This is a genomic window from Microbacterium sp. P5_B6 (assembly GCF_056400345.1).
The window spans coordinates 23,959-49,100 of sequence record NZ_JBFULL010000006.1 but is presented as its reverse complement, the minus strand read 5'-3'; the positions used below and the strand labels follow the sequence as shown (position 1 = coordinate 49,100).

The 25,142-nt window shown below is 67.3% G+C and carries 21 protein-coding genes; 8 read left to right on the top strand and 13 right to left on the bottom strand.

What is annotated here, in order from left to right:
• Window positions 1-101: 101 nt before the first annotated feature.
• Window positions 102-314 (top strand): hypothetical protein, encoded by a 213-nt coding sequence (locus tag AC1DP3_RS09630; protein ID WP_477292945.1) that lies wholly within the window; start codon window positions 102-104, stop codon window positions 312-314.
• Window positions 315-432: 118 nt separating this feature from the next.
• Here AC1DP3_RS09630 and AC1DP3_RS09625 read toward each other — a convergent pair whose 3' ends face one another.
• The 4 genes from AC1DP3_RS09625 to AC1DP3_RS09610 form a co-directional block, all read right to left on the bottom strand.
• Complete coding sequence (locus tag AC1DP3_RS09625) at window positions 433-1,224, bottom strand: DUF2382 domain-containing protein (protein WP_477292944.1); 792 nt, start codon at window positions 1,222-1,224, stop codon at window positions 433-435.
• A 180-nt stretch (window positions 1,225-1,404) separates the two neighbouring features.
• The gene (locus AC1DP3_RS09620; protein WP_477292943.1) at window positions 1,405-2,541 is read right to left on the bottom strand and encodes an L-dopachrome tautomerase-related protein; all 1,137 of its coding nucleotides are present in this window, start codon (window positions 2,539-2,541) and stop codon (window positions 1,405-1,407) included.
• 134 nt (window positions 2,542-2,675) lie between these two features.
• The gene (gene ppk2, locus AC1DP3_RS09615) at window positions 2,676-3,518 is read right to left on the bottom strand and encodes a polyphosphate kinase 2 (RefSeq protein WP_477292942.1); all 843 of its coding nucleotides are present in this window, start codon (window positions 3,516-3,518) and stop codon (window positions 2,676-2,678) included.
• Window positions 3,519-3,663: 145 nt separating this feature from the next.
• Window positions 3,664-3,978, bottom strand: coding sequence for a DUF7882 family protein (locus AC1DP3_RS09610; RefSeq protein ID WP_477292941.1), 315 nt, complete (start codon window positions 3,976-3,978; stop codon window positions 3,664-3,666).
• Between the two features lie 190 nt (window positions 3,979-4,168).
• Between AC1DP3_RS09610 and AC1DP3_RS09605 the strand changes: the two genes are divergently transcribed.
• Window positions 4,169-4,414 carry a hypothetical protein gene (locus AC1DP3_RS09605; RefSeq protein WP_477292940.1) on the top strand — a complete coding sequence of 82 codons (246 nt, stop codon included), beginning with the start codon at window positions 4,169-4,171 and terminating at the stop codon, window positions 4,412-4,414.
• 42 nt (window positions 4,415-4,456) lie between these two features.
• On the opposite strand, the gene AC1DP3_RS09600 is transcribed toward AC1DP3_RS09605, so the two are convergent.
• Both AC1DP3_RS09600 and AC1DP3_RS09595 read right to left on the bottom strand, forming a co-directional pair.
• A complete protein-coding gene (locus tag AC1DP3_RS09600; RefSeq protein WP_477293263.1) occupies window positions 4,457-5,059 on the bottom strand; it encodes a DUF998 domain-containing protein in 603 nt (200 codons plus the stop codon).
• Between the two features lie 13 nt (window positions 5,060-5,072).
• Window positions 5,073-7,367, bottom strand: coding sequence for a beta-galactosidase (locus tag AC1DP3_RS09595; protein ID WP_477292939.1), 2,295 nt, complete (start codon window positions 7,365-7,367; stop codon window positions 5,073-5,075).
• A gap of 198 nt (window positions 7,368-7,565) precedes the next feature.
• Here AC1DP3_RS09595 and AC1DP3_RS09590 point away from each other — a divergent pair, with 198 nt between their 5' ends.
• Entirely contained in the window at window positions 7,566-8,426 is an 861-nt protein-coding gene (locus AC1DP3_RS09590; RefSeq protein WP_477292938.1) for an LLM class F420-dependent oxidoreductase, read from the top strand.
• 19 nt (window positions 8,427-8,445) lie between these two features.
• Here the strand turns inward: AC1DP3_RS09590 and AC1DP3_RS09585 are convergent, their stop codons facing one another.
• The 4 genes from AC1DP3_RS09585 to AC1DP3_RS09570 form a co-directional block, all read right to left on the bottom strand.
• On the bottom strand, window positions 8,446-8,874 hold the full coding sequence (locus tag AC1DP3_RS09585) for a hypothetical protein (protein ID WP_477292937.1): 429 nt from the start codon (window positions 8,872-8,874) through the stop codon (window positions 8,446-8,448).
• Entirely contained in the window at window positions 8,861-11,311 is a 2,451-nt protein-coding gene (locus tag AC1DP3_RS09580) for a PEP/pyruvate-binding domain-containing protein (protein WP_477292936.1), read from the bottom strand. The genes AC1DP3_RS09585 and AC1DP3_RS09580 overlap by 14 nt, the downstream gene beginning before the upstream one ends.
• Window positions 11,312-11,442: 131 nt before the next feature.
• Window positions 11,443-12,036, bottom strand: coding sequence for a TetR/AcrR family transcriptional regulator (locus tag AC1DP3_RS09575; protein WP_477292935.1), 594 nt, complete (start codon window positions 12,034-12,036; stop codon window positions 11,443-11,445).
• Window positions 12,037-12,152: 116 nt separating this feature from the next.
• A complete protein-coding gene (locus AC1DP3_RS09570; protein WP_477292934.1) occupies window positions 12,153-12,602 on the bottom strand; it encodes a MarR family winged helix-turn-helix transcriptional regulator in 450 nt (149 codons plus the stop codon).
• A 178-nt stretch (window positions 12,603-12,780) separates the two neighbouring features.
• Here AC1DP3_RS09570 and AC1DP3_RS09565 point away from each other — a divergent pair, with 178 nt between their 5' ends.
• The 3 genes from AC1DP3_RS09565 to AC1DP3_RS09555 all read left to right on the top strand — a co-directional run bounded on the left by AC1DP3_RS09565 (window position 12,781) and on the right by AC1DP3_RS09555 (window position 15,284).
• Window positions 12,781-13,398: an alpha/beta fold hydrolase gene (locus AC1DP3_RS09565; RefSeq protein ID WP_477292933.1), complete on the top strand. Its 618-nt coding sequence runs from the start codon at window positions 12,781-12,783 to the stop codon at window positions 13,396-13,398.
• A gap of 201 nt (window positions 13,399-13,599) precedes the next feature.
• Window positions 13,600-14,130, top strand: coding sequence for a hypothetical protein (locus tag AC1DP3_RS09560; protein ID WP_477292932.1), 531 nt, complete (start codon window positions 13,600-13,602; stop codon window positions 14,128-14,130).
• 260 nt (window positions 14,131-14,390) lie between these two features.
• Window positions 14,391-15,284, top strand: coding sequence for an aminoglycoside phosphotransferase family protein (locus tag AC1DP3_RS09555; protein WP_477292931.1), 894 nt, complete (start codon window positions 14,391-14,393; stop codon window positions 15,282-15,284).
• Between the two features lie 123 nt (window positions 15,285-15,407).
• On the opposite strand, the gene AC1DP3_RS09550 is transcribed toward AC1DP3_RS09555, so the two are convergent.
• A complete protein-coding gene (locus tag AC1DP3_RS09550; RefSeq protein ID WP_477292930.1) occupies window positions 15,408-16,241 on the bottom strand; it encodes an alpha/beta fold hydrolase in 834 nt (277 codons plus the stop codon).
• Between the two features lie 81 nt (window positions 16,242-16,322).
• On the opposite strand from AC1DP3_RS09550, the gene AC1DP3_RS09545 reads away from it, so the two are divergent.
• Window positions 16,323-16,877, top strand: coding sequence for a TetR/AcrR family transcriptional regulator (locus tag AC1DP3_RS09545; RefSeq protein WP_477292929.1), 555 nt, complete (start codon window positions 16,323-16,325; stop codon window positions 16,875-16,877).
• A gap of 113 nt (window positions 16,878-16,990) precedes the next feature.
• On the top strand, window positions 16,991-18,208 hold the full coding sequence (locus tag AC1DP3_RS09540; RefSeq protein ID WP_477292928.1) for an AI-2E family transporter: 1,218 nt from the start codon (window positions 16,991-16,993) through the stop codon (window positions 18,206-18,208).
• A 362-nt stretch (window positions 18,209-18,570) separates the two neighbouring features.
• Here AC1DP3_RS09540 and AC1DP3_RS09535 read toward each other — a convergent pair whose 3' ends face one another.
• Window positions 18,571-23,658 (bottom strand): family 78 glycoside hydrolase catalytic domain, encoded by a 5,088-nt coding sequence (locus tag AC1DP3_RS09535; protein WP_477292927.1) that lies wholly within the window; start codon window positions 23,656-23,658, stop codon window positions 18,571-18,573.
• A 53-nt stretch (window positions 23,659-23,711) separates the two neighbouring features.
• Entirely contained in the window at window positions 23,712-25,052 is a 1,341-nt protein-coding gene (locus tag AC1DP3_RS09530; RefSeq protein ID WP_477292926.1) for an MFS transporter, read from the bottom strand.
• Between the last annotated feature and the right edge of the window lie 90 nt (window positions 25,053-25,142).

The window sequence follows — 25,142 nt, the reverse complement described above, 5'->3', positions numbered from 1 at the left end:
GGAGGCGTCGCAGTAAAAGGCAAGTGCCCCGCTCTTGGCAACCCCCGATCGGAGATCCGCGTTCGCTCGGATGCTTTCCTGATGAACGGGGGGAGCGGCTGATGGCCTGGCCGAACGACATGGCCGTGTGGGAGGAGTACGCGACGGAGTTCGCGCTCGCCTTCGGAGACACCCCGTCCCGCGTGCGGGCCGCGCGCGCCGCCTACCTCAGCCACGGCTTCGACATCGAGCTGATCGCAGAGCTCAGTGGTCTGCCGACCTGGCGCGTCCGGCAGGTCATCCTCGGCGGCAACCCCCGACCGCCCATCGACTGACCGCGGGCAGACCACGCCGGCGGGTGCGCGCCGGCAGACCGCGACGGCTGTGGACTGGTCCAGGCAGACCACGACGCCGCCACCCCCACGGGTGACGGCGTCGTAGGTCAGGGTCCGGCTAGCGGTTCGTGCGGGAAGACGTGTCGTCCTCGAGTTCGATCTCCTCCTTGCGCACTTCGCCGCTGACGCGCTCCTGGTCGGTCACCGTCTCGGTGTCGAGGCGCACGCGCTCGACCGGCACCGTCTCCTTCTCGACGACGGGGCGCTCCTCGGTGAGGACGACCTCGTGCTCCGCCTCGCTGATCTCGGGACCACGGAGGGCGTCGCCCTGGTTCGCCTCGGTGATGGGCTCCCGCTCGAGACGAACCTCCTCGCGGCTCACCGGGACGGTGACGTTCTGCTCCTCCGTGACCACGTACTTGCGCAGGCGCGCACGCCCCGTCTGGACACGCTCCGTTCCTACGTTGAGTCGCTCCTCCGAACGGGTCATGGCATCGTCGTCCGAACCGCGTGTGGCAGAACCGCCGGCGCCCGAACCCGCGCGGGCGTAGGCGTCGTCATCGTGGTCGGTCCACGAGTCACCCGTGGAGCCCGTGTACCCCTGTCCGCGGTAGTAATCGTAGAGACGGTCCTCCTCGTCCTCGGACAGTTCGCGGTCGGGTTCGATGTTCGGAGCGCTCTTCACGATGTCCTTCGTGAAAGGGACCCGGATGCCGCCATCGACCTCATCGGCCTGGTCCAGGGGGACGAACGACTCCGACATTCCGAAGAACCCCGTCCTCACCGTCGCCCAGTTCGGGCGCGCGGTCGCCGGGTCGACGTAGATCTGCCCGATGCTCCCGATCTTGTCGCCATCCGAATCAGTCAGATCAGAGCCGTTGAGCCGGGCGATGTTCTGTTCGCTGATCATTTCGCTTCTTTCCTTTGAGGGTGGGATGCGAGGGGGTGGCGAGGGTTCGATCAAGAAGGCTAGATAAACTTGCGGATCTCATCTCGGGGTTGCCACCGGGAGATGGTGCGACGTATCCTCGCGCGCCCGGCTGCCCGGCGGGCGGCTGACTGGCTGCACGCCGCTCCGCCCTCCCGTCGGTCAGCGCAGGAGGACCGGGCCTGCGTCGATGGGGAGCCGGAACAGGTGGTACGGGTGAACGCGGAGGTCCTCGCCATCCTGGTACTTGTCCTGGCGGTGCAGCTGGTTGGCGGTGAAGTAGAGGTGCCCGTCGGTCGCGACCGACATCGTGTCGGGCCACAGCATCCGCGGGTCGTGGACCAGGGTCTGGATCCATCCGTCCGGCCCGCGCCGCGTGATCGAGTTGTGCTCCCAGTTGGTCGCGTAGATCCTTCCCTGGTCGTCGGTCTCGAGGCCGTCGGCCGCGCCGCCCTTGTCGCCTTCGTCGGTGACCGTCGAGGCGACGTCGTCGTCGCTCAGGCGGCGGTCACGAAGGGCCGAGGTCGCCACCGAGTACCAGCGTCGGCTGATGAGCGGGGAGTACCAGAGCCGCTCGCCGTCATGCGAGATCGCGATGCCGTCAGAGCCCATGCTGACCTGCTTCGGCGGCTGGTCCGGGGTGCGCTCCGCGAAGACCCGTCCTTCGGCCATCGGCACCATCTCCGCGAGCGAAGCTGCTTTGGTGCTGGGGTGGTCGTGCAGCCTCCGCCACGCCTCACCGCTCGCCAGGTCGACCACRATGATCCCGTTCGGCCCCTGGTCGGAGGAATCGGTGATGTAGGCGAAGCCGGCATCCCCCTGGCGCAGGTCGAAGCGGACGTCGTTCACGTAACTGGTGGGGAGCACCACCTCAGGGTCGAAGAGGATGGTCTGCACCACTTCGTCTGTCCCGAGATCGACGCAGACCAGTTTCGGCCCGCCGTGCTGGGTGGGCTGGAACATCGGGCTGCCCGTGTCGAGGATCCAGAGCCGGTCCGCGGGATCGACGACGATGCTCTGCACCGATACGAGTGCGTGGGGGTCGGCGTCGTTCGCCGGTTGATTGACCTCCGCGCTGGGGTAGGGCACCGCTTCACCATCGACCAGTTCGACGACGGTGGCCTTCACTTCGTCGCCCCACTGGGGGAAATTGACGAAGATGCGCCCGGTGTGGGACACGCTGACACCTGTCGGCATCGGCCCGTCATCAAAGGTGTGCACCACCTCGAGTCGGCCGCGCGGCGTATCCGCGGCGTCTGCGACCTGATCCTGCTCTGCGGCAAAGAACTTGTTCGTCATCTCTGACCTCCTTCGCCGGTAAGCAAAATGGGTCTCGGCGGTTGGGGCTCGGGGCTTGACGAAGTGGACGCAGCCTGCAGAGCCGCGGTCGGCGGGCCTGACAGCACGTCGAGGATGCTGGGGTGTTTCAGTGGCTAGGCGGCGGCCTGGTTCTTGCCTCCGAGGTCAGCAGCGATGTCGGGAACGAAGCGGAACTGCTCGATCGGGGGACGGTCGTAGTCGTCGGCCTTGGGTCGGTCAGGGATGGAGATCGCCTCGTGGTCGAGATGCCGGTACGGGATGCTGGACAGCAGGTGGCTGATGGAGTTCAGGCGAGCACTCCGCTTGTCGTCGCTCTCGACCGTCCACCACGGTGATCCAGGGGTGTCGGTGGCGGCGAACATGGCGTCCTTCGCGCGGGAGTACTCCTCCCACCGCAGGATCGACTCGAGGTCGGTCGGCGAGAGCTTCCAGCGCCGCATCGGATCCTCCAGCCGCGACTCGAAGCGCGCCTGCTGCTCGTCGTCCGAGACCGAGAACCAGTACTTGATCAGGATGATGCCGTCCTCGATCAGCAGCTGCTCCACGAGGGGGGTCTGACGGAGGAAGGTCTGGTACTGCTCCTCGGTGCAATAGCCCATGACCCGCTCGACCCCTGCCCTGTTGTACCAGGACCGGTCCATCAGAACGATCTCGCCCTTTCCGGGAAGTCGTTCGATGTAGCGCTGGTAGTACCACTGGCCCCGTTCCCGCTTGGACGGCTTCGGCAGTGCGACCACACGTGCATGCCGAGGGTTCAGGTACTCGGTCACGCGCTTGATCGCTCCGCCCTTGCCCGCGGCGTCACGTCCCTCGAAGATCACCAGCACCCGGGCGCCTGTCGTGGCGACCCACCGCTGCATCTCCACCAGCTCGATCTGCAGCCGTTCGAGCTCAGCCTTGTATGCCCGCTTGGACACGGGCTTCACGGACCGTTTGCTCCCGCTCTTCTTCGACATCACTTCTCCCTGCTTCTGCGGAGCGCGGAGATCGCGCCCCGACATGCTCGCACCCCGGCCGCGCTTCTGCTGTCAGGATCGCGAAGCGGCTCGTCGTCATCGACAGCCGCGTGTCGGCGGCAGCGGAGCTGCTCCGGTGGGGAGACTACGCCGGGGCGTTAGTCTGCTCCTCCGGTTCTGGGACGATGCTCAATCCATTGGCTCCACCCGCGACCATCATCAGCTCTTCGACCCATTCCCGGTTGATGCGGGGCTGCCGACTGCCGAAGAAGTGGAACTGGATCGGCACGGAGGGGCTCACCCAGAAGCTGCGACGACCGCTGCCATCACCGACCTCGACGTCGAACATGAACGACTCCGACCGGCGGAGCTTGTTCATGATCACGATGCGAAGGTGCGCGAGAGTGCGGTCCTCGATGTCCACCGAGTTGCCCGCGTGGTCGTAGATGAACCTGCCCATGCTCTGTCTCTTCCATCGGTTGAGCGGCTGGAGAACTCGTTGGGCTGTCGCGGGTGCTCGCACAAGCGTCAAGGGGAGTTCTGGGCCCCGCCGCGCTATCGTGCGCTTTTGCGTACTCTATCACGGCGTTATGGACCGCGTTTTGGCGAGATCGCCTTGATAGAACCGCGGCAGTGCTACGTTCAGGTTCATGCCGCGTCCTTACGGAGACCCCGTCGAAATCGTCACTGCCCCGATCCCGGCGCAGTCGCCGTTCATCCCTGCGAACGCGAAGATCGTGGTGGGAGCGGTCGCGCCGGCGTCGCCCGACCCGATCCCGCTCGTGCTGCTGCCCGGCTTCGAGTACCGCATGCGGGAGTGGCGGCATCCCACGACCCACGAGATTCACTGGCGGCTGGAGCGGCGGAGCGCCCCCCTCGCCGGTGAGGTGGAATAGGGGTCGACCCCCGCTCGGAGCGGGTGATCGGCGCTCCTCGGGTCAGACGGCGGTCAGCACGCTGACCGCGGCGAGCACCACCCACGCCAGGTAGGCGAGGAGGCAGAACCTGTCCGGCCATCCGATCCGGACCTCGGGCGAGCCGCCCTGCCCCTGCGCGGGGGAGGCGGCGATGAGGAACCAGACCAGGCCGGCCCACGGGACGACGGAGGCGATCGCCAGCGTCCAGCCGAACGCAGGCGCCACTCCGATCCCTGCCAGCAGCGCCGCAGGGGGAAAGCCGGCGAGACAGACTGCGCCGAGCATCGTGTGCGCCCTGCCCACGCGGGTGGCGTCGGCGCGCGAAGTCATGATCGGATCGGCGTCGATGAACGCGGCACCGAGGGCGCCCAGCGCCACGACGGCGAGGCCGACCGTCCAGGCGCCGCCGAACGGCCACAGCGCGACGCACGTCGCGGCGGGGCTGATGGCCATCGTGACGAAGGCAAGGCGCATGACCCAGCCGTGTCGGCCGAGGGAGTACTCGCTGATCATCCGCCACGAGGGGTCGTACTCAGGCTCGAGGACGTGAAGGATCGCGATCAGCACTGCGGTGATCCCGCCGGAGACGAGCGCCGTGACGGCGGCCACGGCCTCGACGCTCATTGCCACCGGGCGGTCATTTCGCTTCCGCCCAGGTCATCCAGTCCACGAGGGTCACGGACTCCAGGAAGAGAAGCTCGCCGGGGGTGCTGCGGCCTCGCTGTTCCGCTTCGCCCGCAAGCCCGATCCGGGCGCCCGGGTGCATCCCGAGGATCTCGAGGACGACATGCGACCGCTCGGTGATGAGCTGGTCATGCATGCTGATCACCCAGGTGCTGCCGTCCCAGAAACGGTCGGCCCGGACGACGCCGTCGACCACGAGTCGCGCGACATCTCCCGCCCACCGGATCTCGAGTTCGGCCGACGCCGAGCAGTCACTCATCCGTGGCAGCTCCACGAGGTAGCGCGTTGCGCCGGTTGCGAAATCGGCATCAGACGGAGCGGAAGCCCGCCCGGCCCGTTCTCCGTAGCTCGCCCTGGGGCCCGCTCCGGTGGACAGGACGGTCGTCTGCAGCGCGCGCTCGATCGGCTGTCCGCGCTGAGAGGCGACGCGGACGAACGCTCGTTGCTCGGTGTCGAACACGACAGCCTCGAGCGACGCCGCTCTCCGCCGCCCGCCCAGCCGGCCGTCCGGCTCCTCCCACAGCGGGTCTTCGCTCAGCACAAGACGCCGGCTCTCGCCGATCACCCACACGGCCTCGGCACACGAGGGCGGCAGGACCAGGATGTCGAGCGCGGCGCCTTCGCCACGGATCCGCGCGACACGCGCGCTCGGGCGTCCTGGGATGGGCACCTCGTGCGACTCGACATCGGCCGGTCCGGCATCCCACTCGACGGGTATGCCCTCCGATGCCAGCAGAACCAGCGTCGGCACGGCGCCCGGAAGAAGGGTCACCGGTGTGCCCGTCGCCCACCGCAGCCGAATGCCGCCGAGTTCGAGGTTGACGGGCCAGGTCGCGATGGTGCCGGCGGGCAGACGGATCGGAGCCGAGGGCACGGTCACCGGCTGGGCAACGTCGACGCAGACGCTGAACCCCTCCAGCTGTGGCAGTGGAGCGTGAGGCTGGTGCCAGGAGACGAAGACGAATCCTGCGACTCCATCGCTGCGGAGTGCCACTCGCGGTGTGGACGTATCGAACACATCGTCGGGCATGGTGTCGGGCAGGCTCGACGGCATGGCGGTGAGCGTTTCGCCGAAGGCCTCGAGGAAGGCATGCTGCACCCGGAGAGCGGCATGCGCGGGTGCAAGTCTTCCGGTGCTCCCCACCGGGGCGTGGAAGTCGTAGTCGAATCGAGGCAGGTCGTTGGGATACGCGGTGGCGTGGGATTCCTGCGTTCCCTGCGGCCCCGGCGGGTTCGAGCCGCCCACGTACATGTAGTAGCCCTGCCAGGCAGAGCCGTTGCCGAGTTTCGTATGCGCCACCGCGGCGACATCGGCGCCGGAGAGCCGCGGGCGTCGATGGTAGGCGGTTGCCATGCCCCCTCCGAGCTCGCAGGTCGCGGGCGGGAACAGCGGCGAGGCTGACGAGGCTCGCCGCTCGGCGTCCGCGCCGGGGTCGCGCAGGTCCGCTCCGATGCCGGGATCGTCCCACACGTCGCCGAAGAAGTAGTGCTCGCGGAAAGAGGCGTCCCAGTCCGCGTCCGCGTCGACCCAGAACCCGTCGCCGTATCCTCCGAACAGCGGCAGCACCTCGCCCGCGGGGAGCGCCGCGCCGCCCCAGGCGGTGGCCGTCCAGATCGGCGCGCTGAGCCCGGCATCCCGTGCCAGCCGCTTCAGCGTGCGGATGTGCTCGGGCTGGTCGTAGAGCTCGTTCTCGAGTTGGATGCCGATGATGTGCGAGGTGGGGCCGCACTTCGTGCTCAGCCGGCTCCCCAGCTCCGAGAACCATGCCTCGACCAGCGCAAGGTAGGCCGGGTCGTCGGTGCGGTGCCGCACGGAGGACGCCTGCACCCAGTCGGGGAACCCTCCGTTGCGCACCTCGCCGTGGCACCAGGGACCGATGCGGAGCACGACGTCGAGGCCCACCTGCCCGCAGAGGTCGACGAACGCCGCGACGTCGAGGTTGTCGTCGAACCGCGTTTCGCCCGGCTGCGGCTGGTGGTGGATCCAGAAGATGTAGGTCGCGACGACCGTCACGCCCCCCGACTTCATCAGACGGAGTCTGTCGAGCCACTGGTCGCGAGGAACCCGGGAGTAGTGCATCTCGCCGGAGACCGGCACCGCCCCCCGCCCGTCGACGACGATGCGACGATTCGTCAGCCGGTAGCGCTCGTGCGCGTCCTCGAGGTTGCTCATCCGTGGAACGACCTCATCGCCGAGCCAAGCGCTGGGGCGCAGGCGTACCGGGTTGGCCGCGGTGGCGGTGCTCATCGTCGTCTCCTCGATCGGGGGCCGGCCGTGGGACCCGCGGGGAAGCATTTCGTATGAAATTAATCGATTCAATCGGGTGGCGGCAATGTCGGTGAAGGGACCCCTGCCACCGGCCCTGGGTCGTCGGCTTCGCCCTAGTCTGGCAAGTGCGGTCGGGTGACAGCACCCGACTCTGCCAATTCGGACGGAGCTGCTCGGATGGACTACGGACTTCATATCGCGGACTTCACATGGAGCAGCGGCGCTCGCGACCTCGGGCCTGCCCTGGCCCGGCACGTGCGCAACGCCGAAGCGGCCGGCATCCAGCGAATGACCGTCATGGACCACTTCTGGCAGCTTCCCGGAATCGGTCCCGTCGAGCACGAGATGCTGGAGGCGTACGCGACGCTCGGCTTCATCGTCGCCCACACCGAGAAGGCGCTGCTGCACACGCTCGTCACCGGAGTCATCTACCGAGAGCCGGCGCTGCTCGCGAAGCAGGTGACGACGCTGGACGTGCTGTCCGGGGGTCGGGTCGGTCTCGGAATCGGCGCGGCGTGGAACGAGCAGGAATCGAAAGGCCTCGGTTTCACGTTCCCGCCGGTCGCTGAGCGGTTCCGTCAGCTCGAGGAGACGATCCAGATCTGCCTGCAGATGTGGTCTGACGAGGAGGAGCCCTACGAGGGTGCGATCTGGCAGCTGGAGCGTGCGCTGAACTCTCCGCAGAGCATCACGCGACCGCATCCGTATCTGATGATCGGCGGTGGGGGAGAGCGCAAGACCCTGCGGCTCGTCGCCCAGTACGCGGACGCATGCAACCTGTCGGCGATGGGCGAGCTGCCCGCGCACAAGCTCGACGTGCTGCGCGGCCACTGCGACGCCGTGGGTCGGGACTACGACGACATCGAGAAGACGGCGATGATCGGCATCAACCCCGCCTCKACTCCTGATTCGGTGGCTTCGACGGTGTCTGACCTCGCCGATCTCGGCTTCACCGCGACGTATGTCTTCGCCGTCGGAATCGAAGACCCCTCACGCGTGGTCGACGTGATCGCCGGCGCGATGGAGAAGACCGGATGACGGATGCTGTCGTCGGGCGTTAGCGCGCTCCGTGCGATGCACTGATCCGAGCACGGGCACGAGCGCGAGCACGAGCACGACGACTGATCCAGATCCCGGTGGCGGCGATGAGCGGCAGCTGGGTCGCGGCGTAGAGCGCGTGGAACGAATAGTGCTCGACGGTCTGTTCCGGTTCATACGGAAGGATCGGAAGCGGGAGCCCACTGATCGCGCCGCCGACGAGATTGATCACGGCCCAGGTGAGCAGCATCCAGGCGCCGGCCGTTCGTGTGGCTGGAATGAGCCAGAGAACCAGCGCGGCGATCCAGACCAAGGTCGGATAGAGCGACTCCGGACTCAGAATCGTCTGCCCGGGAAGCTCGGCCATGTTGTGGACGAAGAACCCGCACCACGCAACCGCTGTGGCGAAGACGACCACAGCAGCCTTCGGCCCATCACGCCTGGTCATCCGATACTCCGCCGGAAGTCACTGATGAGCTCACTGGTTCGCTCTGTCGCTCCAGATGATCAGCGGTGGCGGTGGCCTTCACACTCTCGGGACTGCGGGACAGGATCCGCACCGCGCCGGACACCCCGTCGACCTCGAGGTGATCGCCGTCGCGAACGAAGGCGGTACCGTTGCGCGTCGCGACCACCGCCGGGATCCCGAACTCCCGGGCGATGATCGCCGGGTGCGAGAGCGTTCCGCCGACGTCGGTCACGAGCGCCCCGATTCGGGAGAACAGGATCGACCACACCGGAGATGTGACGGGGCACACCAGCACGTCACCGGCCTGGATCCGGTCGAACTGCGACTCGTCCATAATGACCCGCGCCGTCCCGATGTAGCGGCCCGGAGACGCCGGGATGCCGGTGAGCACGTCGTCCCCCACCACCCCGCCTGCGTTGTTTTCCGCGAAGATCTGCGCGACGGCCCACGCCACCGCAGTGAGTTGCCACCGATTCGGCTCCGGAATGATCTCGAGCGGAGGCGGAGGCTGCTCGACGCCGTAGGCGGCAGCCGGTGTGCTCCGCCGCGCGCGTTCATGCTCCGCGCGACGGCGGATGACCAGATCCCCTCGGTCGGGCCCGGTCAGGAGCCCGGCTACCTCGTCGGCGGTGAGGAAGAACACGTCATCGGCATCGCGGATCACCCGGGCGACGACGGCGCGGCGCCCCACGGCGAGCGTCGCCTCGCGCACCAGTGCCGCCGGCCGGCTCACCGCATAGAACTCGTTCTCCTCGTGGATCGGATGAGCGAGGGTGGCGAGGGTGAGGGCGGCCTCGAAACGAGCACGATCCTCCGCCCCGCGAAGCTGCCGCTGCGCATCCGCGAGAGTGCGCTCGCGCTCCTGCCTTGCTGAGGCCGCACGCGCTGCGGGGTCGAATCCGAGGCGCAGTTGATCGCGCAGCGTCGCCAGCGTCAATTCCGGCCGTTCGCGCATGCTCAGCTCGGCGAAGTCGTAACGCAGCACGCGTGTCGCGTATTGACGCTGGTAGGCGTCGAAGGCTTCCGCGAAGGCGGGGTCAGCGGCTCTCATTCCAGCGACAGCCGCGCCATCTGCCCGGTCGACGAGCTCTCGCAGCGCTGGGGAATCGATCCGGGCGCCGAGTTCGGCGAGCGCCGCCGCGGCGTCGGTCGACGCGGTGGACAGTCCGCTCATCAGCTCGAACGTCCGTGCCTCGTCCCAGCCGAACAGCTCGCGGCAGATCTGCGCCAGCGTGAAGCGCGCGATGCCGATCGGCACGTGCAGCCGAAAGTGGCACCGTACGCCGTAGGCGTGCAGTTCGCGGGTGCGCTCCCAGTGCGCACGCAGCGTTCCGTCGTCCAGGCGGTCGGCGTCCACCTCCGCAAGGCTCTCCGCCTCCGCGATGAGACGAGGCCGCATGGTCTGGGACCAGTCCTGAAGAATGCGCTGGTCGAGCCGCTCGCGGATAGCGGTCCGCGCGACGGCCCTGCGCTCGCGGAATTCCGGCAGCAATCGCATGCCGAGCCATTGCAGCACGGGCGGGGCAGGCGGCCGGTCCACTCCGCCGAGCGGAACGATTCGCTGATAGGCCCAGCCGCGGATCGTGCGCATGTCGAGCCCGTCGATGAACATGCCGTGCTCCCCGAACCCCTCACGCAGGGCATCGCCGTTCAGATGCAGCAACGATGCGGTGAACGGAGTCAGTGGTTGCGGGAAGTGGGTGAGTTCCAGACTCCAGAAGCCAGGCGGAATCGCTTCGTCAGTGATCCCGGCCAGAGGGGCGGCATCCGCAGAGACGTGAGTCGTGATCGGTCGGGATTGCAGCAGCCATAGCTCATCATTCGCGAAGGCCCACTCGACGTCCTGCGGGGACCCGAACAGCAGCCCGAGGCTTCGCGTGAGCCGCGCCACCTCCATCGCCCTGGTGGGGTCGAGGAGCAGCCCGGATCCGTCGCCGGCGGCAGGGGCGCCCGCATCGGCCGCGGTCATCGTCGGATGACTCAGCATGCCGTCGATGCTCCAGCGTTCGGGCGTCGCTGAACCGCCCACAAGTGCATCGCCGAGTCCTGGCACCGCTTCGATGATGACGCGATCCGCACCCGTCACGGGATCCTGCCCGAACGCGACACCCGCCACCTCAGCGGGCGCCATCCTCTGGATCAGCAAGGCGAGGGGTGCGATGGCGGCTCCGCTATCGCTGGTCGTCGGGTCACCGGTCGCTGAGCGGTACACGCTGACTCGCGTGGCGTTCGCGGACTTCCGACAGACGCGCACCGCGTCGAGCACCGCATCGATCCCCTGAACACCGAGCACGGTCTCGTACTGACCCGCAAAGGAGGTACTGCCCCCGTCCTCGGCCTCGCCGGACGACCGCACGGCCACGGTTCCCAGCCGCCCGACCTCGGTGGTCAGCCGGGCCACGATGTCGGGCGTCATATCACCGGCGGTAAGCACCACGCCAGGCGGGACGCGATGACCGGCCACGAGCGCGGTCCCGAGGTTCGCGGCTTTCGCGCCACACCGGTGTATGGACCCCRCCGCATCTGAGAGCGGGATCAGCTCTGCGTTCATGAAGATTTCCCCTCTTCCTCCAGCCGCTCGAGCAGCGGCATCGCAGCGTCGATCAGATGCTGACCGGCGACGATCGCCTGTGCGCCGCTGAGGCGGCTCACCGTCGTCAGCACGTGCCATCCCACTCCGCCGATGGTGCTGCGCAGCACCGCGGCCATCGCGATGACGTCGCTGTCGGCGATATGCGGATAGCTCGACCGGATCCACCGCGCGAGGAGATCGTTCCGGTGCGCGCTTCCCGACGTGGTGTCACCCGTGATCAAGGTGTTCAAAGCGAGGGCGTGCGTGATGGCCGCGTGGCTCTCGAAGTGTGAGAACAGGACGGCTACCGCCTCGCGCAAGCCATCGATGGTGTCGGGGACCTGCAGGGTGCGCTCCAGGTCAGCCTCCGACCGCTCCGCCAGAGCCACGAACAGGTCGTCACGCGACGAGAAGTAGCGGTACACGGTGCGATGGGTGACACCCGATCGATCGGCGATGTCCTGCATCGTGAAACCGATGCCCCGCTCTGCGAAGGCTTCGAGAGCAGCGTCGAGGAGGGCTTCCTTTGCCGCCTGCGCTCGACGTCTTGTCATACTCTGTGTCACCATTGTCATAGAGTATGACTATGCGAAGACTTCCACAAGCGTCTCTCCTGCCACGGTCAACGGGCCAACTCCTCCCGCAGGGCGAGTGAGGTGGCTGTCTCAGTGCTGCGCTTCCGCTCTCAACGGCCGTACTCGGTGAGGATTTCCTGCAAGGTGGCACGTGCGGCCTCGAACCGCTCGTCGCCGACGATCTCCGCCCATTTCCGTTCGATCTCCACGACTTGAGTCATCGCGTCGCCCAGGAGGGYGCGGCCTCGCTGGGTCGGGACGATGAGCTTCGCACGCCCATCGCGTGGATCGGGACGACGCTCCAGGTAGCCGAGTCCGACGAGATTGTCGACCATCTCTGACGTCGCGGCCATGCTGAGTTGGCTCTGCGAAGCGAGATCGGTCAGTCGCACGCCCCGAAACGGGATGTTGCCGAGGATCAGCAGATGCGATTCACGGATGTCCGTATAGCCGGCCTGCGCCGCCGGTTCGTAGAGCTCCGTGCGGAACTCGCGCAGGAGGCGACCGAGCAGCTGGCCGATCGTCAGGCGGTCGGTCGGGAGATCTCTTGCAAGGGCCACGATTCAAGAGCATACTTCGGACACCGAAGCATTTAGTTCGGTATCCGAAGGAACGGACGAGACGATGGCTCTCTCAGCAGAACAGAACATGTCAGACCCATTGGAGGAATCGACCCGGCGTGTGGCGACGCGTCTCGGGAACCTCCACGTTCGAATCGTGGGCAAGGGTCCGACCGCCGTGCTTTTTCCTTCCATGTTCGTCGACACGCATACGTTCGATCCGCTGATCCCGCACCTCGCAGGCATTCGGCGCCTGGTCCTCGTCGACCCACCCGGACTCGGCGAGAGTGATCCGCTGGAGCGCTCCACCTCGATCGACGAGGTCACAGACGTGACGCGCGACGTCATCCGCGAGCTCGGCATCGAGGGTCCGGTGGATTTCATCGGCAACGCCTATGGCGGTCATGTCGGCTACAAGCTCGCCCGCGAGCGGGGCGTGCTGCGCTCACTCGTCGCGATCAGCGCGCCTCCGGAGGCCAATCCGCCCAACATCATCAGGATGACGAGGCTGATGCTCCCGCTCATGTGGATCCTCGGACGAGGGCCGCTTCTGAAGCCCGTCGGCTCGAAAATGCTCACGCCCGCATCAATGCGAGACCCCGCTATCTGGAACGTCTGGCGAGCGGGCTTGCTCGCTCCCACTCGCCGGAGCCTCACGAACTCCGTACGCTCCCTTGTCTGGTGCGCCCCGACGTGCGCGACGAGCTCCGTGAGATCGTCGTTCCCTCTCTCTATGTCGTATCCGACCAGCGCGGCGAGTGGGGGCCCGCGTCAGCCGAACGGGCAGCGGAGATGACGCCTGATGCGAGAGTCGCTGTCGTCACGGGAGCAAGCACCCTCGTCCCACTCGAACAGCCCCTGGCACTTGCCCGCGTCATCCTCGAGTTCTGGGACACCCTCCAACCCGACAAGCCAGCCGACCAGACCGCAGAGAGCGGGTTGCCGCAGTCCTAGCCTCGGAGCCCCGGAGCTCCCCCGTCGCCACTACGCTCAACCTGTGCCCGCCCGTCCGTCAACCAGCTCGGGCGCGGGCCTCGTGCGCTTCATCCGGGCCGTGCAATCCGCAGTCCTGGCGACCCTGCCCGTGCTCGTCCTGCTGCTGATCCCCTCGTTCGTGCTCGGCGGAGCGGATCGCTCGGCGCTCGCAGCTCTCGGCGGCCCTTGGCTCAATGGACTGTTCCTCGCGGCGATCATCCTGGTCCCGAAGGTCAACGGCGCGCTCGATCCCGAGGTGCCCGACTGGACCTGGTCCACTGCCATGGCCGCGACCGGGCGGGTGTGGCGCACGCGCGTGTGGTTCGCGATCCTGGCGGCGCTCGCACTGCTCGCGATCTTCGCCGCAGGGCAGACGGCCGCCTACTTCATCGGTCGACTCTCCCCGGCGATCGTCGACGGCGTGCTGAACTACGGCCGCTTCCTGGTACTGGAGATGGTGGTGTACCTGTTCGGGTACGTCCTGTCGCTGGTGGCGTACACGCTGATCATCCGCGCCCTCGTGAAGCCCGAGCCGAAGCCCCGCAAACGCTGAGCGAGGGGATGCCGGCAACCGCGCCAACCTTCGCCCACCCCGCGAACTCGCCCGCATCGCACGCCCGGCGCGCGGCTCGTGCTCACCAGCTGGGACTTCGATGGTCAGCCGTCGAATCGCGGGCGCCAGGTGTCGCACCACCCCGACATCCGCCGGGATGCGGGCTTCGGCGGGCGAGCACCGGCGCCGACTTCCCTGACGCGGTCGCGAGCCGGGCCGCTCTGAGACGACTGACGTGCCTGTTCGCCTAGGCTCAGGCGGTGATCAGGGTGCCGCGGTCGTTTCGTCGCATGCCGCGCTGGTGGGACGATTCCGCGGGCCGCGACTGGCTCGAGTCGATTCCTGAGCGCGTGGAAGATCAGTGTCGGCATTGGGGGCTGAGCGTGGACGGGCCCGTGATGCACGGGTCGAACGCGCTCGTGCTGCCGGTCCATCGAGGGGACGAACCGTTGATCCTGCGGCTCGCGCCTCCCGGCGATGATGTCGCGGCAGAGTCCGCCGCCCTCCGGTTGTGGGATGGCCGCGGGACGGTCCGTCTCTTTGACGTCGATGTGGACAATGGAGCGATGCTTCTGGAGCGTCTCGACCACGGTCGGAGCCTCGCCGGTGAGCCCCTGGATAAGGCGATCATCGCTCTCGCGGAGCTGGTGAACAGACTGGCCGTGCCGGTTGCGGCAAACGTGCGAGGAACCGATGAGGTCGCGTCCGAGCACGTCGAGTCGTTCGAGCGAGAGTGGGCGGCGCTCGGCGCTCCGATCCCGCGTCGCCAGCTCGAGGAAGCGTTGCGGTGCGCCGTGGACCGAGGCCAGGAGCGCCCCGCTCCGCTCGCCGTGGACGGCGACCTTCACTTCGCGCAGGTGCTGCGCGGCGTTCGCGCGCCGTGGATCGTGGTTGATCCGGTGCTCCTCCGAGGCGACCCGGAATACGATCTCGGCCGCATCCTCTGGAGCCGACTCGACGAGATCACCGACGGCGCCGAGATCCTGCGCCTCTTCAACCTCTTCACCAGCGAAGCCGACATTCCCCGAGAACGCGCACGGCAATGGGTGATCATTCGCTCCGCGTCCTACCTTCTGTGGGGGCTCAGCCACCGCCTTACCGAAGACCCACCAAGATGTCGGCGACTCCTAGACACCTTCATTCCGCCGCACTAGGCAGCTCCTCGCCCCGAGCAGAATCACCAGCCTGTCGGCGCACCTGAAGGATCCCGCTACGGGGTCCTCCCCGTCGGCCCCTCACCACGACCAGCACTGACACCGACCAGAGGGACTCGCCAATCAGTCGGTGAGCTGATTCCAGAAGCCGATAATCGCTGCGGCGAGGGCTGCGGGCTGTTCGAGCGGAATCAGCGTGCGGGCTCCCGGGATCGTCGCCACCTGAGCCCCGGGCGCGAGGGATGCGGCCCGTTCCGCGTCCGCGGGGCTCCAGTCACCGCGGTCGTCCGAGGCGACGAAGAGACTCGGCACACGGATGTCGGCGAGCCTGTCGGTGACATCGGTTCGGTCGACGATGAACGAACGCAGGGCAAGGCTCATACTCGCCCTTGTCGGGCGCGCCAGGCTGTCCAGCACCACCTGGAGGGTGGAGCGCGTCGACGCGGACTCTTCGGTCAGCATGGCGTCGACGATGGCGTCCCGCACCGGTCCGACGGGGCCGGCGACCCTCAGCAGAGGGTGAAGCAGACCGATCTTTCGTCGCAGGTCGGGCGCTATCGGCTCGGTCGGCGAGCTGATGGCCACCAGACTGCGAAGCGTCGCCGCATCCGTTGCCAGGTTCAGGCCGACATGACCGCCGAAGGCGTTGCCGAGCCAGTCGACGGGCTCAGTGGCGCCCAGCGCGACGAGAGCATCGCGGGCAGCATCCGCAGCCTCCCCGATCGTGGAGGGACGGATCAAGGCGTCGCTCAGTCCCAGGCCGGGAGGGTCGATGAGAACGAAGCGCCTCGGGATCGCGCTTCCGTCCATGAGAAGGGGGACGATGCGATCCCAGGTGTGGCTGTCGACGAACATCGACGACCAGAGCACTGTGAAGCGCCCGGTGCCAGACACGCGGGCATTGAGGTTTCCGAGGCGGGTCTCGATCCGCTCGGAGCGTTCCGTGAAGGTATCCATAGTTTTGACGTTAGTGCAACTAACACGAATATGTCCAGCGCGACTGTTAGCGTGACCGACATGAATACGAGGCCCTACCGCATGAGCGGGCGCGCGAAGGATGCCGAGGCCACAGCGCAGCGGATCGTCGACGCGATGCTGGCGCGGCTGGCATCGATTCCCTATGAGCACATCCGAATCGAAGACGTCGCCACCGACGCGGGCGTGACGGGTCAGACCGTCATCCGTCGGTTCGGCACCAAGGCCGCCCTCATGAACGCAACGGTCGAGCGGGAACTGGCTCGTATCGTTGCGGCCCGCGAAGCCGCAGCACATGTGTCGGCGGTCGAGACCATCCATGATCTGGTCGTGCATTACGAGCGCTACGGCGCACTGATCCTGAAGACCTATTCCGAGTCACCCCTCGTTCCCGGCCTCCCGGAGATCACGGCACGCGGGCGCGCGTTCCATGTGGACTGGTGCCGGCGGGCATTCATCCTGCCATCTCTGCCCGACCGCGAGGTGGCGAGGCGAAGTGCCCAGATCGTCGCGGTCTGCGACGCCACGACCTGGCGCATCCTGCGGTTCGACGGGGGGCTCGATCCGTTCGAAACCGAGATCGCGTTGCAGGAGCTGATCCTGCCGCTGCTCGCGTGAGAACGGGTCGGAGGCATCGGCGTGCATCGAATTTGTGTTCCGGCACCCGAGCGCGCAGAGGGATCGGCTTCAGGGCGTCACGCGGGAATGACCATCACCCCTAGAGTTTGACCATGACCGACGCGTCAACCTCGCCCAGTGCCGACGGCACGGATCGCCCCACTCCTCTTGCCGCGGATCCCGCGCGCGCAACCGATGCCGGCATGTCCGGCACCTCCCAAGTTCTGCGTGCCGAAGCTGCGGCATCGGTCGCCCTCGCCGAGAACGCGGTCGGCAGACCGTTCTGGGCACGTCTCGACAACCCTTTCACCGTGGGGCTGCTGCTGACGCTGGGCGGGCTCGTCGCCCTGCTGCTCGGAATCGCGCTGACCAACATCGCGACCATCCTCGTCTACATCGGACTCGCGGCGTTCGCGGCCTTGGGCCTGGACCCCGTGATCAAATGGCTCGGCAGGCACGGCGTCAAGCGAGGCTGGGCGATCGCCATCATCTTCCTCACCGGCGCCATCATCGCCATCGGCCTCCTGCTGCTCGTCGTCCCGACGCTGGTGACCCAGATCACTTCTTTTGTCACGGACTTTCCGTCGACGATCGCCAAGTTCGAGAAGACCCCCTTCTACGCGTGGCTGGAGGGGATCTTCGGCACAGGTCTCACCGACCTCATCAACGAGGTCGAGAAGTTCTTCAGCGACCCGAAGAATGTCGCGGCGATCGGCGGCGGCTTGCTCAAAGTTGGCGCCGGCATCGCGGAAGCCGTCTCGGGCGCACTGATCGTCGTCGTACTGACCCTGTACTTCACCGCATCGCTCCCCGGCATCAAGGACTCGCTCATGCAGTTCGCGCCGGCTCGGCGCCGCGTCGGGGTGAGGGCCATGACCGACCAGATCACCGACTCCGTCGGCGGCTACCTCATGGGCATGGTCATCCTGGCGTTCTTCAACTCCGTGGTGGCGACCATCCTGCACGCGGTGCTGGGGCTCCCCTACCCGCTGCTCATGGGTGTGCTCGCCTTCTCGATCACGATCATCCCGCTGATCGGACCAGTGCTGTACTGGATCGTCGCGACCGTGATCGCGCTGTTCACGAGTCCGGTAGCGGCGCTGATCTTCGCTATCTGCTATCTGATCTACATCCAGATCGAGGCGTACGTGCTGACTCCGAAGGTCATGAACCGGGCCATCGAGATACCCGGATCGCTCGTGGTGATCGGCGCGCTCATAGGTGGCACGCTGCTCGGCTTCATCGGCGCGCTCGTCGCGATCCCGGTCACGGCATCCATCCTGCTGATCATCAAACAGGTCTTCTTCAAGAAGCAGGACGCCAAGATCTAGCCTGCACCGCCAAAGCAAAACCCCCGCGATCCCCGTGTTTCCAAGGGGTCTGCGGGGGTTTTAGGTGGCGGTGACGGTGGGATTTGAACTCTTATCCGGGCTCCTGGCTCACCGATGATCGCGTGCGTTCGCGTTGATTTTCCGCGGTTCGCGCAGGTTGACCGCATCGCTCACGAAGGCTCGCAAGCGCTCGCGTCTTCTCAAATTCTCCTCAACCCAGCGGGAAGCGCTTGGCAAACCTCCACACCGTCCCWGAGACACCACTTATGTCGGGTCCCCTAAGGGCCATCGCAGGCGAAATCACTTGCGGTCATTGGGGAAACTATCCCCTTCGGGGCCCCGGGACGCCTCGCTTCGCCTCGTCAGACTCCCACTCCGACCGTTTCTGAAACTGGCTCCTCTGCAGCCGAGAGGCTGAGGGCGATCAGCTGGTCGAGCGCTTCGTCGGGGATCTCCACGCCGGGGAACCGGGCGAATTGGGCCATCGGCATGGACTCGACCATCTTGAGCATGGTGCCGTTGTCCTCGGCTGCGGCGAGCTGCTCCTCGGACGCTCCGGCCATCATGGCCTGCATGAGCGCCGGACCAACCACAGGATGACCGAACCAGTCCCCGACCGTCGAGTCGAGGCTGAGCGGTTTCGGCCGGTTGGTGTCTCCCGCGAGGGCGACGGCTGCCTCGTCGACGATCTCGACGGCTGAGCGTCCCAACTGCACCGTGTAGGTGCCCGGCTCAACCAGCCACCGATCGGCAGTGATATCCCAGAACGCGAACACCCGACGGTCAAGCTCCACCTCGACGACGGTCGACTCACCCGGTTCCAGGTGCACCTTGACGAAGCCCGCAAGTTCTCGTACCGGTCGGCGCACCCGTGACGGGGCCGGTGCGACGTAGAACTGCACGACATCGCCCCCGGCGACCTGCCCGGTGTTGCGCACCGAGACCCTCGCCCGAGCAGTGTCGGCACCGGTGGCGACGACGTCCAACCCCTCGTGCGAGAAGGTCGTGTAGCTGAGACCGTGCCCGAACGCGTACCGGGTCTCCCGCTGGGCTGTTGTGTAATACCGGTAGCCGACGAAGACCCCCTCGCCGTAGCGGACCGTGCAGTTCTCGCCCGGGAAGTTCAGGTAGGACGGGTTGTCCGCCACCGCGAAGGGGATGGTTTCGGCGAGCCGGCCGGACGGGTTCACGCTCCCGGTCAGCACATCGGCGAGGGCCCCACCCACGCCCTGCCCCAGCGCCCAGCCCTCCACGATCGCATCCACGGAGTCGTGCCACGGTTCGAGCGTCACCACTCCGCCGTTCATGAGCACCACCACCGTCCGCTTCGCGACGGCCGCGACCGCCTGGATCAGTTCGACGTGGGCGGGCGGAAGGTCGATGTCGTCCCGGTCGAATCCCTCCGACTGGTCCACCTCGTACAGGCCCGCGAAGACGACGGCGACATCGGCGGATGCTGCGGCTTTCCGTGCCTCTTCCAGCAGCGTGGCGGCACCGACGGTGGCGTGCTTCGAATAGCCCTCGGCATACGCGACGTTGTCGTCGCCGAGAACGCTGCGGAGCTCGTCCAGTGGAATGTCGACCTGGGTGGGGTTGACGTGCGAGCTCCCACCGCCCTGATACTGCGGGTCGACGGCGAAACCTCCGAGTACCGCAACGCGTGTACCTGTGCGCAATGGGAGCACGTCGTGCTCGTTGCGCAGCAGGACGACCGACTCGGCGCCGGCCCGGCGTGCGAGCGAATGATGCGCTGAGAGATCGACGGGCGCCGCCGCGCCGGAGGTGGTTCGCTCGGCGAGCCGCGCGACGCGGTCGAAGCTGCGTTCCACGCTTTGACGATCCAGGCGCCCCTCGCGCACTGCGGAGAGGATCGCAGCTGTGCCCTCATCGCCGGAGCCGGGCATCTCGAGATCCAGGCCGGCGCGCAGTGCCTCGACGCGGTCCTTGATCGCACCCCAGTCGGAAACCACGAGTCCTTCGAAGCCCCATTCCTCGCGGAGCAGCTCAGTGAGCAACCAGTGGTTCTCGGATGCGAACACTCCGTTGATGGCGTTGTACGCGCTCATCACTGTGGCGGGGTCGGCCTCGGTGACGACCCGCTCGAATGCGGGCAGGTAGATCTCGCGAAGCGTGCGGGCGTCGACCTCGGCGCTGATCCGCATCCGCTCGGTTTCCTGGTTGTTCACCGCAAAGTGCTTCAGCGACGCCCCGACTCCGGTGCTCTGCAGCCCTTGCACCCAGTGCGAGCCGAGCTCGCCGCTGAGGCGCGGGTCCTCCGAGAAGTACTCGAACGTGCGGCCGCCGAGCGGCGACCGTTTGATGTTCACGCCGGGGCCGAGGACGACGTGCACGCCGAGACTCCGGGCCTCCCTGCCGATTGCGGCACCGACCTGACGGATGAGGTCGCGGTCCCAGCTGGATGCAATCGCCGCGCCCGGGGGGAAGCAGGTGGCCGGTTCGCTCGCGTTCATGCCGAGGTGGTCCGCGCCCTCCTTCTGGAGTCGGACTCCATGGGGACCGTCGACGAGAGTCATCCCGCGGACGCCCTCACCTTCCTTCGTCCACCAGAAGCCGGCGCCGGTGAGCATGGCGGCCTTCGCAGCGAGCTGTGCATCGTCCTCGGCGGTCGGCGCAGGGGCGGTGATCACGTCGAGCGGAATGTCTTCTCCGGCCGATATCGCGGCGAATCCGCGCTCGAGATCTTTGAGGACGGCTACCGGGTCCGGCAGCATTCCGGAGATCTGCCGTGGCGTGACGTCCTCCTGACCCCGCAGACCTCCGGACATGTGCTCGGCCGCCTCCGGGATCCACTTGGTGATGACGCCGGTGAGCACTGCCATCGCCTGCTTGTCGTCGACGATGTCGGCCATGCGCGAGTCGATCGTGAAAGTCCGGGCGGTGACGGCATCCACTTCGAACGGCTCCGCGAACTCGTGGGAGCCGGCCACGACCTCCTGCGTGGCGCCGGAGGGGAGAACCACCTCGGCGGTTGCGCCGACCGGCACCGTCACGCGCAGGCGCAGCCGACCATCGGTGAGCTGCCATCCGGCGGCGGCGCGCCCGTACGGGGTGTCGAGGGCAGCGGATGCCGATGTCAGGCCACGCCGCGGAGGCTGCGGGACGATTCGCAGACGTCGGTAGCCGGGCGCGGCGGGGGCAAGTCCGGCGACGACGCGGTGCATCCAGTCGGCCACGGCGCCGAAGGCGTAGTGGTTGAACGAGGTCATGCCGCTCGGGTTGACCGTCCCGTCTGGCAGCAGCGAGTCCCACCGCTCCCAGATCGTTGTGGCCCCCTGTTGGACGGTGTACAGCCAGGATGGGGCCTCAGTCTGGAGCAGCAGGCGGTAGGCGACATCGGCGTGGCCGTTCGCGCTGAGCGCGTCGGTGATGATCGGGGTGCCGATGAAGCCGGTGGAGATCTTGTAGCCGTTGCCTGCGACGATCTGGGCGAGGCGGTCGGCTGCGTGCCGCCGTTCCGACGGGTCATCGATCAGATCGAAGACGAGGGCAAGTGCGTAGGCGGTGGCCGAGTCGGAGAGTACGCGACCGGATCGGGACACGTACTCGCGGTGGAACGCGGTCTTGACCTCGTCGGCGAGTGCACCGTACCGAGCGGCATCACCGGTGCGACCCAGGAGCGCGGCACTGTCGGCGACGATCCGGGCCGAGCGGGCGAAGTAGGCGGTCGCGACGATCTCGGGGTAGGTCTGGGCCTGTTCCGGTCGGTTTGCGGGGGCGGCGGGGTCGAGCCAGTCGCCGAACTGGAACCCGGCGCTCCACACCCTGTCGGTACCCGCCGCGGCGGTCACCTCGTCGACCCAGGCGGCCATGCTCTCGAACTGGGTCTCGAGCACGCCGAGGTCGCCGTATGCCTGGTACAGCGTCCATGGGACGACGGTCGCGGCATCCGCCCATCCGGCCGTCGGGCCGGAGTAGCCGGTGACGATCGCCGGGACGACCATCGGCGTTCCGCCGAGCGCTCGCTGCTCGGCAGCCAGGTCCTTCAGCCACGAGGTGAGGAACCCCGCGCAGTCATACAGGTAAGTCGCCGTGGGCGCGAACACCTGCAGGTCACCTGTCCAGCCCAGCCGCTCGTCCCGTTGCGGGCAGTCGGTGGGGATGTCGACGAAGTTGCCGCGCATCCCCCAGACCACGTTCTCGTGCAGGCGTGCCACCAGCGGGTCGGAGGCGCTGAACCAGCCGGTCCGCTGCATGTCGGAGTGCATCACCTCGGCGACGACGGAGGCGGGGTCGAACTCGCCCGGCCAGCCGGTGATCTCGGCGTACCGGAATCCGTGGAAGGTGAATCGGGGAGCCCAGGACTCTTCGCCTGCGCCGGCGAGTGTGTAGGTGTCCGTGGCCTTCGCGTCGCGCAGCGGCTCGACAGCGAGTTCGCCGCGCTCGAGGACCTCGGCGTGGCGCAGTGTGACAACGGTGCCCGCGTCGCCGGTGACGGTGATCCGCAGCCGGCCGACCACGTTCTGGCCGAAGTCGAGGATGGTTGCGCCAGAGGGCGAGGTGCGGACGTTCTGCACGGCGACCGTCTCGGTGACTCGCACCGGCGGCCCGTCGGGGGCGACCAGAATCTGCGGGTCCAGTTCCCGTACGACAACGGGCGCCCATCCGTCGCTGCTGGCGGTCACCGTGGACCATTCGGGGTGGAACAGGCGGGCGTCGAAGTCTTCGCCGTTGTATATGTCAGCGGAGGTGATGGCACCGGTTGCGGCGGTCCAGTCCCGCCCCGTGGCGACGATCTGCCGGGTGCCGTCGGCGTAGTCGATCTCGAGCTGTGCGAGCAGACCGAGCTGCGAACCGTAGAGCGCCTTCTTCTTTCCCCAGCCGAGGTGGCCGCGCCACCACCCGTCGCCGAGCCATGCGCCGATCGCGTTGTCTCCCGTTTCGAGCAGCTCGGTGACGTCGTACGTGGCATAGCGCAGCCGCGATTCGTAGGCGGTCCACCCTGGAGCCAGTTCATCGTCGCCGACCCGGTGCCCGTTGATCTCCAGTTGGAACAGCCCGTGCGAGGTGGCATACACCCGAGCTCGGGTGATCGCGGCATCCGTCGTGTGCAAATCCGTGCGCAGCAGGGGCGCGGCGATCGAGTCGTCCGAAGGGCCGACGAGCTGGGCGCTCCAATCCGAGGGCTTCAGCAGGCCGGCCTCGACCACCGACGGGTCCGACCATTCGGACGGGATGCCGTCCTCGCCGATGACACGGACCCGCACCTCACGCCGCTCCCGGGACTGCAGCGCAGCGAAGGGCCAGGGAACGAGCACCGTCTCGGAGTCATCGACCCGGATCGTCTCTGCATCCGATTGGAGCTCATACGCCGCCTGCGCCCATCCTGACGGGGCGTCCACGATCTTCCAGCTCAGCCGGGGAGTGGCATCGCCGATGCCGATCGCGTCGGTGTGGTGCTGGAAGCGGGGAGGTGTGAGCGCGAGAGGCATGCGGGTCCTTGAGGGATCGGGGTCGGAGGCCGAGGTGGTCAAAGAGACGACCGTCAGCGGGCCGAGCGGATGCGGAGGATGACGAGACCGCCGAGGAGCACGAAGGCGGCGGCGATGATGAACAGCAGCGAGTAGTTCTTGTCGGCGCCGCTGACTCCGATGAGGAGGATGCCGGAGGCGATGAACGGGGCGGCTGCCTGCGGGATGGACGTGGCGAAGCCGGTGATACCCATGAAGCGTCCGGCATCCGTCTGCTTCTCTGGCAGCACGTCCAGCAGGAGGGCCATGTCCACGGCGGCGAACAGGCCGATGCCGAGTGAGACGGTCAGTGACCCGGCGAAGAGGAACGGCAGGTTCGACGACAGAGCCATCGTGACCATCCCGATCGCCATGATCGCACCCCCGAGGACGAGGAAGATCTTGCGGCGGCGGAAGCGGTCGGACATGAATCCGCCGCCGAGCGCGCCGGCGGTCGTCGCGAGTACGCCGATGCCACCCAGAGTGCCGATCACGCCGGAGACTTCAGTGATCGAGAGGCCGAGACGGTCGGCGAAGAAGAAGGCCGTGAAGGTCGTGTTGAGTGTCAGGCCGAAGTAGAAGAGGAACCGTCCGAGCCAGTTCCACGAGAAGTCGGGGTAGGTGCGTGGGTTGTAGACGTATTTCCGCAGCACCCCGGCGGCGCCGAGGCGCTCCAGCGGAAGCCCGCGGCTGTCGTCCTCATGCACGAGGGTCACGAACAGGGTGACGAGCACGACACCCACGACACCCGGGACGAGGAAGAGCAGCAGCGCGTTGCCTGTCAGGCCCATCGTCGCGATCACGCCGATCACCGGGGCGACCTGTGTCGCGAATCCGGTGAGCCCGGCGACCTTGCCGCGCTGGGCTTCAGGGAGGCGGTCAGCGGTGGAGTTCTGCAGGTTGCCGAGGACGGTCCCCCATCCCCACTGCGCGAGGATCCATCCCGCCCCGAGGATGAGCACCGATGGCGCCGTCGCCATGACGATCAGCGAGATGACGCCGACGATCATGCCGCCGATCATGAAGGGCCGGCGCCGCCCGATGCGGGTGCGGGTGCGGTCGCTCCAGATGCCCATGAATGGCGCGGTCAGCATCACCCAGACGGCACCGGCACCGGTGATGTACCCGAGGTACTCCTGATGGGTGGGCGCGAGCTCCCCCAGCCGCACGGCGAGGGAGATCGCGATCGGAGTGATGAAGGCCATGAAGACGCCGAACTGCGCCAGCACCATGAACCAGATGTAGCGAGCGTTGACCGGCGGGAGATCCTCGTTCGGCGAGCCTTCAGCCAGGAGCACGTCCGGATCGACAGGCGGCGTGGGAATCGGCGCGGGCATCGGAACGACGATCGGCTCGTCGCGGCTCGGGGTGGTCACAGCAGGACTCCATCGTCAGGGTGGCGGTCGTTGCTAGCACGCGCTAGCTAGTGAGATAGTACATACTGGTGCTAGCGCGCGCAAGTGAAA